This is a genomic window from Streptomyces sp. NPDC057136, assembly GCF_042670885.1.
Lineage (GTDB): Bacteria > Actinomycetota > Actinomycetes > Streptomycetales > Streptomycetaceae > Streptomyces.
Map to the genome: position 1 here is coordinate 310,477 of NZ_JBHUUV010000005.1, position 14,996 is coordinate 325,472.

The window sequence follows — 14,996 nt, forward strand, 5'->3', positions numbered from 1 at the left end:
GACCATCAGCGCAGGTCAGGGTTGCCGCAACTCGGACCTCACCAGCGTGGGACCACCGGCGCCCTCCACTCCGGTTCGGCCTCGCGCATCGCCGCGGCGTCGTCGCGCTCACGCATCCTGCCGTCGTCGTCGAGCCAGCGCCTGTGCAGGACGGCAAGGCGCTCGCGGTCCAGTTCGACGCCGAGGCCCGGGGCGTCGGAGACCGTCAGCCGGCCGCCCTCGAAGACATGGCGGGTGGTGATGACGTCCTCGGTCTGCCACGGGTAGTGGCTGTCGCAGGCGTAGTCGAGGTTGGGCACGGTGGCCGCGACCTGGGTCATCGCGGCGAGGCTGATGCCCAGGTGGGTGTTGGAGTGCATGGACAGGCCGACGCCGAACGTGCGGCAGATCGCGGCGAGCTCCCGGGTGCGGTGCAGTCCGCCCCAGTAGTGGTGGTCGGAGAGGACGACCTGCACCGCGTCGCGGGCGAAGGCATCGGGGAGTTCCGCGAGCGTCGTGACGCACATGTTCGTGGCCAGTGGGACATCCGTGCCCGCGGAGACGGCGGCCATGGCATCCGTACCGCTCGCCGGGTCCTCCAGATATTCGAGTACGCCCTTGAGCCGGTCCGCGACGTACAGCGAGGTCTCGACGGACCACGCCCCGTTGGGGTCCAGGCGCAGCGGCTGCCCGGGGAACGCCTCGGCGAGCGCCTGGATCGCGGCGATCTCCTGGTCCGGCTCGAAGACGCCGCCCTTGAGCTTGAAGGAGGAGAAACCGTGCTCGCGGGCGAAGCGCCGTGCCTGGCCGACGACTCCCGCCGGGTCGAGTGCCGCGTCCCAGTCGTCCCGCTCACCGGCCCCGGGGCGGGCGGCCCAGCGGTAGAAGAGATAGGCGCTGTACTCGACGGTGTCACGGACCTTGCCGCCGAGCAGGGCGTGCACGGGCAGGCAGAGGGTCTTGCCGAGCGCGTCCAGGCAGGCGACCTCGAAGCCGGAGACGACGGAGAGCCGCAGCTTGTCCACGGTCTGGACGCCGCGCAGGCCGCCCGCGTCCACCCGCTCGTCGGCGGCCCGTGAATCTCCGCACACCTCGTCGGCGAGGGCGAACAGACCGTTCACATCGCTGACCGGGCGGCCGGGCAGGGCCTCGGCGAGCGGCCGGGCGAGTTCGAGGTACTTGCCGTCGCCGTAGGTCTCCCCGATGCCGGTCACACCGCCGCGGGTGACGACTTCCACGATGAGACGCGGGGTGTACGGCTGGTGGACGCCCTGAGTGTTGAGGAGCGGCGGATCGGCTATGAGGATCGGAGTGAGACGGACTTCGTCGATCAGCAGGGCTGTATCCATACGTGAACTCTATTCATGCATACGGCTGCGCACCAGAGTCCGTCAGATTCCGGGCCAGTTCGGGCTCACCGATTCCGGGAGTTCACTGGACGACATACCGACTGGTCGGCATCATGGGCACCGACCGTCCTACCACCCCGGAGGTGCCCACCATGAGCTCAGTCCACCCGCCAGGTCTCGACCCCGACCTGCTGCGCGGCTACCTCGACCGCGAGCGGCCGGGGCTGGTGAGCGGACCGCTCGACGCCCAGCTGATCGAGGGCGGGCGCTCGAACCTCACGTACATCGTCAGCGACGGCACCCGCCGGTGGGTCGTCCGCCGACCTCCGCTCGGCCATGTCCTGGCCACCGCGCACGACATGAAGCGTGAGCACCGGGTGATCAGCGCCCTGCATCCGACCGCCGTGCCGGTGCCGGAGCCGGTGCTGCTCTGCGAGGACGACTCGGTCATCGGGTCACCCTTCTACGTCATGGAGTACGTCGAGGGGACCCCGTTCCGTACGGCCGAGCAGCTCGCTCCGCTCGGCGCCGCCCGTACCCGGGCCGCGGTCCTCGGCCTCGTCGACACCCTGGTGGACCTCCACGCCGTGGACCCCGGGTCCGTCGGGCTCGGCGACTTCGGCCGCCCGGAGGGCTTCCTCGACCGGCAGTTGCGCCGCTGGGGCAAGCAGCTGGATGCCTCCCGCAACCGCGAACTCGCCGGGATCGGCGAGCTGCACGCGGCGCTCGGCCGCGCACTGCCCGACTCCCCCGCGCCGACCGTCGTCCACGGCGACTATCGCCTGGACAACGTCCTGATCGGCCCGGACGACGAGATCAAGGCCGTCCTGGACTGGGAGATGTCGACCCTCGGCGACCCGCTGACCGACCTCGGCCTGCTGGTGATGTACAGCTCCGACCTCGGTCTGCCCAAGTCCCCCGTGTCCACCACGAGCGGTGCGGCCGGTCATCCCACCCCCGCGGAGCTGATCGAGCGCTACGCCGCCCGCTCCGGCCGCGACACCTCCGCCATCTCCTGGTACACGGCGTTCGCCTGGTTCAAGCTCGCCGTGATCCTGGAGGGCATCCACTACCGCTACACCCTGGGCCAGACCGTCGGCGCCGGTTTCGACCACATCGGCGATCTCGTCCCCGTCTTCATCGAGCACGGCCTCACCACCCTCCAGGAAGGCTGAGTTACCCCATGGACTTCGCATTCGACGCCCGTACCGAAGAGCTGCGCACCAAGCTGCTCACCTTCATGGACGAGCATGTGTACCCGGCCGAGGAGACCGCCGAGGAGCAGCGCAAGGACCTCGCGTCGCCGTGGGACACCCCGCAGATCGTCGAGGATCTGAAGGCCGAGGCACGCAGGCAGGGCCTGTGGAACCTCTTCCTTCCCGATGCCGGGTACGGTGCCGGGCTGACGAATCTCCAGTACGCCCCGCTCGCCGAAATCCTGGGCCGCAGCCCGCAGTTGGCGCCGACCGCGCTGAACTGCGCGGCGCCGGACACCGGGAACATGGAGGTGCTCTTCCAGTTCGGCACGGACGAGCAGAAGAAGCAGTGGCTCGAGCCGCTGCTCGCCGGGGAGATCCGGTCCGCGTTCGCTATGACCGAGCCGGAGGTGGCCTCGTCGGACGCGACGAACATCGAGACCCGGATCACGCGGGACGGTGACAACTACGTCATCAACGGCCGCAAGTGGTACATCTCGGGGGCGATGAACCCCGACTGCAAGATCTTCATCGTGATGGGCAAGACGGACCCCGACGGCGCGGACATCCGGCGCCAGCAGTCGCAGATCCTCGTCCCGCGCGACACCCCGGGGCTCGAAGTGCGGCGCGCCATGCAGGTGTACGGCTACGAGGACCACTCCCACGGCGGTCACGCCGAGGTCGTGTTCAGCGATGTGCGGGTGCCCGTGACGAATCTGATCGGCGAGGAGGGCGGCGGCTTCGCCATCGCCCAGGCACGGCTGGGCCCGGGCCGCATCCACCACTGCATGCGGCTCATCGGGATGGCCGAGCGGGCCATCGAGCTGATGTGCCGGCGGGCCGTGTCCCGTACGGCCTTCGGCAAGCCGCTCGCCCAGCAGGGCGTCGTCCAGAACTGGATCGCGGACGCCCGGGTCACGGTGGAACAGCTGCGGCTGCTCGTCCTGAAGACGGCCTGGCTGATGGACACCGTGGGCAACCGCGGGGCGCACACCGAGATCCAGTCCATCAAGATCGCCACCCCGCGCGCAGTGGTCGGCATCCTCGACCAGGCGGTGCAGCTGCACGGCGCGGGCGGGGTCAGCCAGGACTACCCGATCGCCGAACTTTGGGCGGCGGCACGGACGTTGCGCCTGGCGGACGGCCCGGACGAGGTGCACCAGCGGTCGCTGGCGCACCGCGAGATCAAGAAGTACATGTAAGACCGACCGGCAAATGGGGGGCGGCAGGCCTGTTCGGGGAGGCGCGTGGTGCGCGCCTCCCCGGACAGCTCAGAAGGTGAGCTTCCAGCTGTCGACGTAGCCGGTGTCCTGCGCGGCCACGTCCTGCACCCGGAGCTTCCAGGTGCCGTTCGCCACCTCGGCCGAGGCGTTGACCGTGTAGGTCGTGATCACGTTGTCGGCCGAGTCGCTGCTGCTCGAATTCTTCAGCCGGTAGGCGGTGCCGTCGGGGGCGAGCAGGTCGATGACCAGGTCACCCCGGTAGGTGTGCTTGATGTCCACGCCGACCTGAAGGGCGGTGGGGGCGTTGCCTGTGCGGCCGGACACCGCGAGCGACGAGGTCACCGCTGCCCCGTTGTCGGGCACGCTCACATCGGTGGTCGTCGAGTAGACGTCACCGGCAGGCGGGGTGACCGTACCGGCGGAGAGGGTCCAGATCGCGTGGGCGACGGCGTCGCTGTTGCGGTCCAGGGCGGTGTCGTTGATGTTGGCCGTGGTGTCGCACGAGGAGTGGTAGCAGCGGTCGAACGCCTGCCCCGCCGTGCCGCCCCACTTCTGGGCCTGCGCGGACGTCTTGGTGTAGTCCGCCCCGGAGAACAGACCTCCGACCGGCACGCCCACGTTCTTGAACGGGGCGTGGTCGGAGCGCCCGTCGCCCTCCGTCTCGATCTCGGTGGGTACGGACAGGGCCGCGTAGTAGTCCTTGAACGTCTGCTCGATGACCGGGTCGTCGTCGTAGACGAAGTAGCCGGGGTTCGGCGAGCCGATCATGTCGAAGTTGAGATAGCCGCTGAGCTTGGAACGCTCCGTCGTCGGCAGGTTGTTGACGTAGTACTTGGACCCGATGAGCCCCAGCTCCTCGGCGCCCCACCAGGCGAACCGGAGGTGCTTGTCCGGTGCGAGCTGGGCGCGGGAGACGGCGAGCGCGGTTTCGAGCACGGCGGCGGAGCCCGAGCCGTTGTCGTTGATCCCTGCGCCCGAGGACACGGAATCGAGGTGCGAGCCGGCCATCAGGACCTGGTTGGGGTCTCCGCCGGGCCAGTCGGCGATCAGGTTGTAGCCGATGGCACCGCCTGAGGTGAACTGCTGGAGGGCCGTGGTGTATCCGGCCGCGTCGAGCTTGGCCTTCACATAGTCGATGGACGCCTTGTAACCCGCCCTGCCGTGCGCCCTGTTGCCGCCGTTGGCGGTGGCTATCGACTGCAACTGGGTGAGGTGGGCCTTGACGTTGGCGAGCGGGATGTCGGGGGCGGCAGCGACCTGCGGGGCCGCGGCCCCGCTCGGGTCCGCCGCCTGCGCCGCCGGGGCGGCGGTGGCGAGCAGGGCGACGAAGGCGAGTGCGGCCGCTGCCTGGGATCTGCGCAGCGCAAAGCGGTTGGGGATCATGTCGGGGCTCCGGATTCCGTTCGGGGACTGACGGAACGTGCGGGGGGCGACCCGGCCGCGCCGTGCCCGACCGGGTCCTGGAGCTACTGGTGCGATGTGCGTGACCGATGGTCAACTGGATGACCGTGCACCGTCAAGAGCGGGAACCGGACATGGCCGTTCTATAAACGGACAGCGTCCCCCGGGCGGTACCCGGGGGACGCGTACGAGAGGTGCTACGGGCGCAGGGCGCGCAGCAGCAGGTCCGCCAGATGGTCGGCGACCTCCTGCTGGCTGAGCGGGCCGTCGGGGCGGTACCAGGTGGACAGATGGTGGACGGAGCCGAAGTGGTAGTCGACCACGAGGTCCGCGGGAGTCGCCGTGGAGAACACCCCGGTCTTCTGCCCCTCCTCGATCAGGGCCCGGAAACGCTCGTGGTAGCGGCGCCGCTCCACGCGTACCTGCTTGTTCTTCTCGGGGCTCAGATGGTGCATAGAGCGGAAGAAGATCGAGGCGTCGTCGAGATTCTCGATGGTTGTCACGACCACGTCCGCCGCCGCGTCCCGCAGCCGCCGCTCGATCGGCGCGTCGGCGTTCGCGTAGGCGTCGAGCCGCTCCTGCTGGAGCCGCAGCACCCGGGCGTACACCTCGTGGAGGAGGTCTTCCTTGGAGCCGAAGTAGTGGTAGAGCGCGCCCTTGGTGACTCCCGCCGCCTCGACGATCTCCTGGACCGAGGTGCGGTCGTAGCCGCGCTCGGCGAAGAGCCGGGTGGCGGCGGCCAGCAGCCTCTGAGGGACGGGAGTGCCGTTCCCGTCCGTCGTCGCCTTGGCCATTGCCGCCACCTGCCTTTCGTACGATGCGTGAACTGTTCTAGCGGGGGGAACGCAGTTCCCGCCTGAGGATCTTCCCACTAGCCGTCTTGGGGAGCTCCGTCAGGATCTCCACCTCGCGCGGGTACTTGTACGCGGCGAGCCGTTCCTTGCAGTACGCGCCCAGTTCGCCGGGCTCGACCGTGGCGCCGGGCCGCAGGCTGACGTACGCCCGGACGGTCTCACCGCGGTACGGATCGGGGACGCCAACGACGGCCGCCTCTCGGACCGCCGGATGGGTGTAGAGCACGTCCTCGACCTCGCGCGGCCACACCTTGAAGCCCGAGGCGTTGATCATGTCCTTCTTGCGGTCGACGACGTAGAGCCAGCCCGACGCGTCCATGAAGCCGATGTCGCCGGTGCGCAGCTCGCCGTCCGGGAAGGCCGCGGCCGTGGCCTCGGGCAGGTTCCAGTAACCCCGGACGACCTGGGGCCCGCGCACGGCGATCTCGCCCTGCTCCCCGAAGGGCACCTCCTGGCCGATCTCGTCGATGATCCGGACGGCCGTGTCCGGTCCCGGGACGCCGACCGAGAGCGTGCCGGACACCGGGTCGACGGGGGCTTCCCGCTCCGGCGGTACGGAGGCGCAGGGGGCCGTGCACTCGGTGAGTCCGTAGCCGTTGCGGATGTACGGGCCGAAACCCGCCCGGAATTTCTCGACGAGGGCGGGCGGCAGAGGCGCACCGCCCGAGGAGATCACCTGGAACGACGCGAAGTGATCGGGTGTGACGTCGGGGTGGGCGGCGAGCGCCATGAAGGCGGTCGACGGGCCGACGGTGTAGGCGGGGCGGTGCTCGGCGAACGCTTCCAGCACGACGCTCGTCTCGAAGCGGTAGGCGAGGATCAGGGTGCCCGCGTTGGCGATGCAGGCGGCGAGCTGGCACACCATGCCCGTGATGTGGAAGAGCGGGGCGAGCGCGAAGTATGCGGAGCCCTCGGCGACGGGGTGGCCGGTGCGCTGCCGCTCGGCGTTGACCATGATGTTGCCGTGGGAGTTCATGGCCCCCTTGGGAGTGCCACTGGTCCCCGAGGTGTAGCTGATCAGCGCCACGTCGGCGGCACCGAGCTCCCGGTCCGCGGGGGCGGCGAGCCCCTGGCGGGCGACGGTCACCAGGTCGTCGGCCCAGTCGTCGGCGCCCGGTGCGGGAAGGCGCTCGAAGCCCAGGACGCGGGGGTCGTTCTTCGTCTGGAGGTCCAGCTCGCAGGCGGTGACGGCGATCCGTACGCTCGGGGCCGCCTCCGCGGTGGCCCGCAGATAGGAGTCCCAGGCGCGGTCCGAGCAGACCAGCGCGGTCACCTCCGCGTCCTTCAGTACGTGGCCGACCTCGCCGGACTTGTACATCGGGTTGAGGGGGACGACGGTGGCGCCGGCCTTCCACGCGCCGAGCAGCGCGATGACGAACTGCGGTGTGTTCTGGAGCATGATCGCGACGCGGTCGCCGCGTACCAGCCCCCGGGCCGCGAGGTGCCCGGCCACGGAGTCCGAGAGCGCGTCCGTCTCGCGGTAGTCGAGGCGCCCGTCGAAGTAGGCGAGGGCCGGGTGCCCGGGCGCGCGGGAGACGGCCGCGCGGAACGCGTGCACCAGCGTCTCGGCCGGGGTCACGGGGGCGCGCTGGGCCTCGCTGAGCAGGGCCAGCCACGGCTTGGCCGCGTAGATCGACTCGGTCATGCGCCGGTCTCCTCCCACTTCTGCTGGAGGTGGTTCATATTGCCGAGCCAGTGGTCGGGGTCCTTGGCGCGGGCCCGGTAGTACCCGGCGACCTCGGGGTGCGGCAGGACGAGGAAGCGGTCCTGCTCGATGGCGTCGAAGAGCGCGTCGGCGACGGCCTCCGGCTCGATCGCACTGGGCGCGAGCACGAGCTCGCCGGCCGAGCCAGCGGCGGTCAGCATGTCCGTACGGACGCCCTGGGGGCAGATCGCGTGGACCTTGACACCGCGGTGCCGGTAGGTCAGCGAGAGCCACTCGGCAAAGGCGACCGCGCCGTGCTTGGTGACGCTGTACGGCGCCGCGCCGATCATCGTGAGCAGTCCCGCGGCGGAAGCGGTGGACACGAAACGGCCGCTGCCGCGCTCCAGCCAGTCCGGGAGCAGCGCCTTCGCCGCGCGTACGTGGGCCATGACGTTGACGTCCCAGGCCGCGGCCCAGACCTTCTCGTCCGCGAAGACGTCGCCGGGCGAGGCCAGGCCCGCGTTGGCGCAGTAGACGTCCACGGTGCCGTCGAGCGCGTCGCGGGCGGCGTCCACGATCTGCGAGGCGTCGCCCGCGACCGCGGTGCCCCCGATCTCCTCGGCGAGCGCCTTGATCCGGGCGATGTCGAGGTCGTTGACGACGACCCGCGCACCCTCCGCGGCGAATCTGCGGGCCAGGGCGGCCCCGATGCCGCCTCCGGCTCCTGTGACCACTACGCCAGCGCCCTGCACCGTACTCATCGGATCCCGCCTCTCTCAGCCGACTGCACCGGCAGACTAACCAGTCGGTATGTGATCCGGGAAGGGGTACGCACAACGGCGGGGAATCTACGCGGGTCCGGGTCGTTCCGTGCGGCCCGCGCCCGCGCTAGCGTGCGTGACCATGACAGTCGGCGCGATCATGGAGGTTGACGAATGAACCTGTCCAGACGTGGTTTGCTGGCGGCCGGCGGTGCCGTGGGAGCCCTCGCGGTCACAGCGGCCGGAACCGGGAACGCGGCCGCCCTCACGGGACAGGGTTCCGGGCGCGGCGGTGTCCGTACCGGTTTCGACCGGCTGGCCGCCGACGGCTACCGACTACTGAAGGGGCAGAAGGCCGGCCTCGTCACCAACCCGACCGGGATCACCTCCGATGTGCGCCATGTCGTCGATGTGATGCACCCCGACGACCGGGTGAACCTGACGGCGGTCTTCGGCCCCGAGCACGGTTTCCGCGGCACCGCGCAGGCGGGCGGCTCCGAGGGCCGCTACGACGATCCTGCGACCGGACTGCCGGTCTACGACACGTATCTGAAGAGCGGTCAGGCACTCGCCGACATCTTCACCGCCTCGGGCGTGGACACGGTCGTCTTCGACATCCAGGACGCGGGCGCCCGCTTCTACACGTACATCTGGACGCTGTACGACTGCATGCAGGCGGCGGCGCTCGCGGGCAAGCGGTTCGTCGTGCTCGACCGGCCGAATCCGGTGACCGGCCGGGCCGCGCTCGGGCCTGTCCTGGAACCGGCGTTCGCGACGTTCGTGGGCCGCCGGGAGATCGCCCAGGCGCACGGCATGACGGTGACCGAGCTGGCCCTGCTGTTCAACGCGGAGTTCCTGGCCGAACGGCCGGTGGAGCTGGACATCGTCACGATGTCGGGGTGGCGGCGCTCGGACTTCTTCGACGAGACCGGGCTGCCGTGGGTGCCGCCGAGCCCCAATATGCCGACGCCGGAGACGGCGCTCGTCTACTCGGGGACATGCCTCTTCGAGGGCACGAACCTCTCGGAGGGGCGGGGCACGACCCGTCCGTTCGAACTGCTCGGCGCCGAGGGCATCGACCGCCGCTGGGCGGCCGCCGCCAACGCGATGGATCTGCCCGGGGTGGCGTTCCGCGAGGCGTACTTCGCGCCGACGTTCTCCAAGTTCCAGGGGAAGACGGTCGGCGGCGTACAGGTGCACGTCCAGGACCGGGCGGTCTTCGACCCGGTCCGTACCGGCATCGCGCTGCTCGTGACGGCGAAGCAGTCCTGGAGCGGCTTCGCGTGGCGCGCGGACAACTGGATCGACAAGCTGACCGGCAACACCCGGGTCCGCACGATGATCGACGCGGGCGCCGGTACGGATGAGGTCGTCGGAGCCTGGGAAGCGGACCTGGCGAAGTTCCGGGCGATCCGGAAGCAGTACCTCCAGTACCGCTGAGCCGAACCCGTCGCGCGGGCCCGCCTCCCGGGCCCGCGCCGGTGGCTAGGTGCGGGGCTCTCCGTACCCTCAACCCCCTTCCGCGCTGCCCCCACCGGGGGGGGGGGCCCCCCCCCCGGGCCCCCCGCGACCATCGCTGCCTTCCTGACACGTACCGCTTCACCTGGGCCGTCTCAGGCTCTGGACGCGTCACTTTTGAATGGAGCCGAATCGGGCAGCCGTACGTCCCATTACGTGACGCCGAAGTACGAGCGACGGAGGTGGCAGTGACATGGCCGGTTTCCGGAGTCTTGCGAGACAGGTCCGCGATCCGCGGGGCGATCTGGCATTGCGGAGGTATTCGCTCCGCAAGTGCCTCGAACGATTCGCCCCTTACGGGCACCGGGCGACCTGGGACCATCTGTGCGCCCGGCACGGGATCGAGCCCGAGGACAGGGCACCCGACCCGGCGCGCCTGGTGGGCGCGCTGAAGGAACTGGAGCAGGCGCGGGCCGTCTGGCTCGCGTACGAGTCGGGATTCGCCGAGCGGCGGCGACGCGAGAAGCGCGACGGGCTACGCCGCCCCGCATCCTTCGACGACTGGCACCGGCGGACCTGGGGCGGCAACGGGATCGCACGCTGCGAGAACCCGGGCATACACCCCTCCGCACCGCTCGCCGAGGTGCTGGGGCGGCTGATCTCGGCCCTGGGATCGGAGCCGGGGACCGCCTGTCCGGTCTGCGCGGAGAACGGCATCGCCTGGCGGCAGGAGCTGGAGCAGGAACCGTGGTCGGGCCCGGTGTGCAGCGGCTGCGGAATCGTGGTGCCACAGCACGTACTGACGCCGGGGGCACTGGCGAAGGCCCGGCGGATACGGCTGCGCGATCTGGCCTCGGCGGCCTGACGCGGGGGGCGGCAGCGCACCGGAGGGGCCACCAGCCCGGCCCGCCACGTCCGACGCTCAGCCGGCCTCGGAGGCGAGGGCTTCGTCCCGGGCCTCCAACGCGGGCCGGCGGTCGTCGTAGGGCAGGTCCAGCAGGTCGATCGGGAAGAGCAGCCCGGGGTCCGCGCCCTGGGCACGCAGCCGAGTGGAAGCGTGCTCGCGCAGCCATGCCTGCACCTCGGCGACCGGCTTGTCGCGGCTGTAGTCGCACCACCAGCCGAACGGCCACTCGTCGTTGATGATGTCGTAGGTATTCAGCTCCACCCATGACTCCAGGTGGGCGTCGGCGACGGAACCAAGGGGCTCCGCGGCCCAGAGCGCGAGAAATGGGGTGGCGGTGCTGAGGGCCGAGACACACGTCTGGAGCACCTGGTCGAAGGCGGGTCCTGCAACGGACACACCGGCCGCCGAAGCCTCCGGCGGCGTACGCAGCGCTTGCGTGAACCACGCCTCGAAGAAGCCGAAGACGGCCTCGCGCTGCTCGACGGGCCATTCGCTCCAGCGGATACCGCCCATCGAGTTCAGGCCACCGTAGTCACTGTCGATCTCCCCGCTCGCGATCAGCACGACAAGATCGGGCAGCAGTCTGCGTATCGACGCGTCCCGGTCGTCGAAGTGATCGGCCACCTCCCTGCCGAACATCGCCAGCACATCGGGCGGCACCGGCACGTCCGGGGTGCGCAGCAGCTCGGTCTCCGACGGCAGGTGGCACCGGCCGCAGCCGGTCTCCGTCGGGCTCGTCATTCCGGCGAAAACGGTGCGTACGCGGGCGATGGCCCGGTCAAGGGAGTGCGAGGACACAGGAGTTGTCCTGACGGGACTCCGGACACGACTGCCGCCGACCGAAGAGCACGACGCTACCAGAGGGCGTCGTGACCCCCTATGCGCACGCCTCCCCCGCACCCTTCGCGGGCTGCGGCTTCCTGCGCTCGGACATCAGGCGCGAGCCCGTCATCCGCTCGCCGGAGATGTCGTTCGGGTTGGAGAGCACACAGGCCTCCAGCGAGAGGCAGCCGCAGCCGATGCAGTCGGTGAGGTGGTCGCGCAACTGGCCCAACTGCTTGATGCGTTCGTCCAGTTCGGTGCGCCACGCCTCGGAGAGCCGCGCCCAGTCGTCACGGTTGGGGGTGCGCTCCTCGGGCAGTTCGGCGAGCGCGTCCCGGATGGTGGCCAGCGGAATGCCGACGCGCTGGGCCGCGCGTACGAACGCGACGCGGCGCAGAGCGTCCCTGGTGTAGCGGCGCTGGTTGCCGCTGGTGCGCCGGCTGCTGATCAGGCCCTTGGCCTCGTAGAAGTGCAGGGCCGAGACGGCGGCGCCGCTACGTGCGGAGAGCTGGCCGACCGTGAGTTCGTGGAGTGTCTGCGGGATCTGTGGCACCTCTCGAACCCTACTGGTCGTCCGTTGACAGGACAGCACTCACCCAAGGATGCTGAGCAAGCGCTTAGACATCAGGGCGCCCGTCCAGGGCGAGTGAGCCGGAAGGCAGGGACCAGGAACATGGCAGAGCCGAAGATCTTCACGTCCGCACAGGAGCTGCGCGACGGAGTGGGTGAGCAGCTGGGCCACAGTGAGTGGCTGGAGATCGAGCAGAAGCGGATCGACCAGTTCGCCGAGGCCACCGGCGACCACCAGTGGATTCACGTGGACCCCGAGCGCGCGGCCGCCGGGCCCTTCGGTACGACGATCGCGCACGGTTATCTGACGCTCTCGCTCCTGCCCGCGCTCGTCCCGCAGGTCATGCGTGTCGAGGGCATGAAGATGGGCATCAACTACGGCAGCAACAAGGTGCGCTTCCCCTCGACCGTCCCGGTGGGTTCGCGCCTGCGCGCCACCGCCGTGCTCAAGAGCGTCGAGGAGGCGGGCGGCGGCGTGCAGGTCACCGCCGTGGTCACGATCGAGCGCGAGGGCGGCGACAAGCCCGCCTGTGTCGCGGAGTCGGTGTCCCGCTACTACTTCTGAGCCGCGACCATCCGCAGGACGAGGTCGGCGTAGAGTGCGCCGACCTCGTCGGGCGTCCGGCTGCCCTGAGCGTTGAACCAGCGCGCCACGTCGATGCAGAGGGACAGCACGGCGAGCGTGGTGCCGGGGACGTCGGGGACGTCGAACTCCCCCGCCGCCACGCCTTCGCTGATGATCCGGCGCACCACGGCGTCGCTCTGCCTGCGCAGTTCGATGATCTCGGTGCGGTGCTCGTCGGCCAGCGCGTCGAGTTCGTACTGCACGACGCGCGCCGTGGTGTACCGCTCGGCGTGCCACCGGACGAAGGACCGTACGGCGCCTGCGAGCCGCTCCGCCGCCGAACCGTCACTGCCGGCCTCGACCTCCAGGAGAGCCAGGGCGCGGTCGTGACCGATCCTGCTGATCCGGTGGAGCAGCTCTTCCTTGGTCTTGTAGTGGATGTAGAGGGCGGCCGGGCTCATTCCCGCCCGGCCGGCGATGTCACGGGTGGTCGTCGCGTGGTACCCGCGCTCGGCAAAGGCTTCGACGGCGGCGACGAGAAGTCGCCGCGCCGCCTCGGGCGTGACCTCGCCCCACGGCGTTTCGTCGCCGGTGTCCTCCGCCGTGCTCATCGTCACTTGCCCCTTCCATCGGCAGGACGAACACCATACCCCGATCCTGAGCAAGCGCTTAGGGGTCTGGAGTGTCAGAGCTTCTGGAAGGGGTCGTGTTCGGCGAGGATCTTCTCCAGCCTGGCCTGGTCGACCCGGCTGACCAGCTGACCCGCCTCCTGGCGGTCCCTGATGACCTTGGCCAGAGTGAAGCACGAAGTGACGAGGTAGAGGACGCCGATGGCGAGGAAGCCGCGCACCCAGCCGTCCGCGTCGAGGAAGAAGATTCCGAGGGCCACCGAACCCATCGCCACCCCGAAGGAGGCGACGGCCTGACCGTAGAAGGCCGCGGTGCCCTGCTGCTTGACCGAAGTTGTCTCACTCATGTGCCCCAGCTTCGGGGGCGGTGACACGGACCACATCGGTCCGGATACTCAGCCCGGTACTCAGACGGCCGTTCGAGTGGCGCGCCGGCGTATACGGCGGTCAGAAGGCGGAGACCCCTGTCAGAGCGCGGCCGATGATGAGCTTCTGAATCTGGCTGGTGCCCTCGTAGAGCGTCATCACCCGGGCGTCCCGGACCAGCTTGCCGACCGGGTACTCGTCGATGTAGCCGTAACCCCCGAAGACCTGGAGGGCGTTGTTGGCCGCCCGGACGGCCGCCTCGGAGGCGAAGAGCTTGGCCGTGGACGCCGCGGTCGCGAAGTCCTGGCCGCGGTCGACGAGGTCGGCGACCCGCCAGGTCAGCATGCGGGCCGCGTCGACGTCCACGGAGATGTCGCTGATCAGCTCCTGGACCAGCTGGTAGCCCGCGATGGGCTTGCCGAACTGCTCGCGCTCGCCCGCGTAGCGCACGGCCGCGTCCAGGGCGGCCTGGGCGATGCCCACACAGCCCGCGGCGACCGACATCCGGCCCTTGGTCAGCGCGCTCATGGCGATCGAGAAGCCCTTGCCCTCGGGGCCCATGAGTGCGGACGCGGGCACCCGGACGTCCTCCAGCACCACTTCGGCGGTGGCCTGGCCGCGCAGGCCGAGCTTGCCGTGGATGGTGCGACGGCTCAGCCCGGGGGTGTCGGTGGGTACGAGGAAGGCGGAGACGCCCTTGTGGCCGGGGGTGTCGTTGGTGCGGGCGAAGAGGAGCACCACGTCGGCCCAGGTGCCGTTGGTGATGAACATCTTGGTGCCGTTGATGACGTAGTCTCCCCCACTCCCGGCTCCGCTCGAGCGGGAGGTGCCCCCTCCATCGAACACGGCCTTCGTCGCCAGGTTTCCGGCGTCGGAGCCCGTGCCCGGCTCGGTGAGGCCGAAGCAGCCGATCGCCTCGCCCGACGTGAGCCGCGGCAGCCACTGCCGCTTCTGCTCCTCGTCACCCCAGGAGGCGATGGTCTTGGCGACCAGGCCCAGCGAGACGGAGACGATGCCGCGCACCGAGGAGTCGCCGCGTCCGAGCTCCTCGGTGACCAGGCAGTACGCCAGGTGGTCGCCGCCCGAGCCGCCGTACTCCTCCGGGACGGTCAGCCCGAGGAAGCCGAGGGCGCCCAGCTTCTTCACGATCGACCTGTCGACATTCTCGGCCCGGTCCCACTCGACGACGTGCGGGGTGATCTCGCGCGCCACGAAGTCCACGGCGAGCTGCCTGACCGCTTCCTGCTCCTCGCTCAGCTCCAGGTTCATCC

15 protein-coding genes are annotated in these 14,996 nt (G+C 70.0%); 5 read left to right on the plus strand and 10 right to left on the minus strand.

What is annotated here, in order from left to right:
- Window positions 1–38 precede the first annotated feature (38 nt).
- Complete coding sequence (locus ACFT7S_RS09585; protein ID WP_382729163.1) at window positions 39–1,328, minus strand: enolase C-terminal domain-like protein; 1,290 nt, start codon at window positions 1,326–1,328, stop codon at window positions 39–41.
- A gap of 152 nt (window positions 1,329–1,480) precedes the next feature.
- On the opposite strand from ACFT7S_RS09585, the gene ACFT7S_RS09590 reads away from it, so the two are divergent.
- Window positions 1,481–2,503 carry a phosphotransferase family protein gene (locus tag ACFT7S_RS09590; RefSeq protein WP_382729165.1) on the plus strand — a complete coding sequence of 341 codons (1,023 nt, stop codon included), beginning with the start codon at window positions 1,481–1,483 and terminating at the stop codon, window positions 2,501–2,503.
- 8 nt (window positions 2,504–2,511) lie between these two features.
- Window positions 2,512–3,726 (plus strand): acyl-CoA dehydrogenase family protein, encoded by a 1,215-nt coding sequence (locus tag ACFT7S_RS09595; RefSeq protein WP_382729167.1) that lies wholly within the window; start codon window positions 2,512–2,514, stop codon window positions 3,724–3,726.
- A gap of 69 nt (window positions 3,727–3,795) precedes the next feature.
- Here the strand turns inward: ACFT7S_RS09595 and ACFT7S_RS09600 are convergent, their stop codons facing one another.
- The 4 genes from ACFT7S_RS09600 to ACFT7S_RS09615 all read right to left on the minus strand — a co-directional run bounded on the left by ACFT7S_RS09600 (window position 3,796) and on the right by ACFT7S_RS09615 (window position 8,408).
- Entirely contained in the window at window positions 3,796–5,130 is a 1,335-nt protein-coding gene (locus ACFT7S_RS09600) for a M28 family metallopeptidase (RefSeq protein ID WP_382729168.1), read from the minus strand.
- A 215-nt stretch (window positions 5,131–5,345) separates the two neighbouring features.
- Window positions 5,346–5,942, minus strand: coding sequence for a TetR/AcrR family transcriptional regulator (locus tag ACFT7S_RS09605; protein WP_382729170.1), 597 nt, complete (start codon window positions 5,940–5,942; stop codon window positions 5,346–5,348).
- A 37-nt stretch (window positions 5,943–5,979) separates the two neighbouring features.
- Complete coding sequence (locus tag ACFT7S_RS09610) at window positions 5,980–7,647, minus strand: AMP-binding protein (RefSeq protein ID WP_382729172.1); 1,668 nt, start codon at window positions 7,645–7,647, stop codon at window positions 5,980–5,982.
- A complete protein-coding gene (locus ACFT7S_RS09615) occupies window positions 7,644–8,408 on the minus strand; it encodes an SDR family oxidoreductase (RefSeq protein ID WP_382729174.1) in 765 nt (254 codons plus the stop codon). The genes ACFT7S_RS09610 and ACFT7S_RS09615 overlap by 4 nt, the downstream gene beginning before the upstream one ends.
- 174 nt (window positions 8,409–8,582) lie before the next feature.
- Here ACFT7S_RS09615 and ACFT7S_RS09620 point away from each other — a divergent pair, with 174 nt between their 5' ends.
- Both ACFT7S_RS09620 and ACFT7S_RS09625 read left to right on the plus strand, forming a co-directional pair.
- Complete coding sequence (locus ACFT7S_RS09620; RefSeq protein ID WP_382729176.1) at window positions 8,583–9,848, plus strand: exo-beta-N-acetylmuramidase NamZ domain-containing protein; 1,266 nt, start codon at window positions 8,583–8,585, stop codon at window positions 9,846–9,848.
- Between the two features lie 271 nt (window positions 9,849–10,119).
- Window positions 10,120–10,731, plus strand: a complete 612-nt coding sequence (locus tag ACFT7S_RS09625) for a hypothetical protein (RefSeq protein WP_382729178.1) — start codon at window positions 10,120–10,122, stop codon at window positions 10,729–10,731.
- Window positions 10,732–10,788: 57 nt separating this feature from the next.
- Here ACFT7S_RS09625 and ACFT7S_RS09630 read toward each other — a convergent pair whose 3' ends face one another.
- Both ACFT7S_RS09630 and soxR read right to left on the minus strand, forming a co-directional pair.
- On the minus strand, window positions 10,789–11,571 hold the full coding sequence (locus tag ACFT7S_RS09630; protein ID WP_382729180.1) for a hypothetical protein: 783 nt from the start codon (window positions 11,569–11,571) through the stop codon (window positions 10,789–10,791).
- A gap of 79 nt (window positions 11,572–11,650) precedes the next feature.
- On the minus strand, window positions 11,651–12,148 hold the full coding sequence (soxR, locus tag ACFT7S_RS09635) for a redox-sensitive transcriptional activator SoxR (protein WP_382729182.1): 498 nt from the start codon (window positions 12,146–12,148) through the stop codon (window positions 11,651–11,653).
- Window positions 12,149–12,268: 120 nt separating this feature from the next.
- On the opposite strand from soxR, the gene ACFT7S_RS09640 reads away from it, so the two are divergent.
- Entirely contained in the window at window positions 12,269–12,730 is a 462-nt protein-coding gene (locus ACFT7S_RS09640; protein ID WP_382729184.1) for a MaoC family dehydratase, read from the plus strand.
- Here the strand turns inward: ACFT7S_RS09640 and ACFT7S_RS09645 are convergent.
- The 3 genes from ACFT7S_RS09645 to ACFT7S_RS09655 form a co-directional block, all read right to left on the minus strand.
- On the minus strand, window positions 12,721–13,341 hold the full coding sequence (locus ACFT7S_RS09645; protein ID WP_382729185.1) for a TetR/AcrR family transcriptional regulator: 621 nt from the start codon (window positions 13,339–13,341) through the stop codon (window positions 12,721–12,723). The genes ACFT7S_RS09640 and ACFT7S_RS09645 overlap by 10 nt on opposite strands.
- 74 nt (window positions 13,342–13,415) lie before the next feature.
- On the minus strand, window positions 13,416–13,706 hold the full coding sequence (locus ACFT7S_RS09650) for a YiaA/YiaB family inner membrane protein (RefSeq protein WP_382729187.1): 291 nt from the start codon (window positions 13,704–13,706) through the stop codon (window positions 13,416–13,418).
- A 100-nt stretch (window positions 13,707–13,806) separates the two neighbouring features.
- Entirely contained in the window at window positions 13,807–14,994 is a 1,188-nt protein-coding gene (locus tag ACFT7S_RS09655) for an acyl-CoA dehydrogenase family protein (RefSeq protein WP_382729189.1), read from the minus strand.
- Window positions 14,995–14,996: the final 2 nt, after the last annotated feature.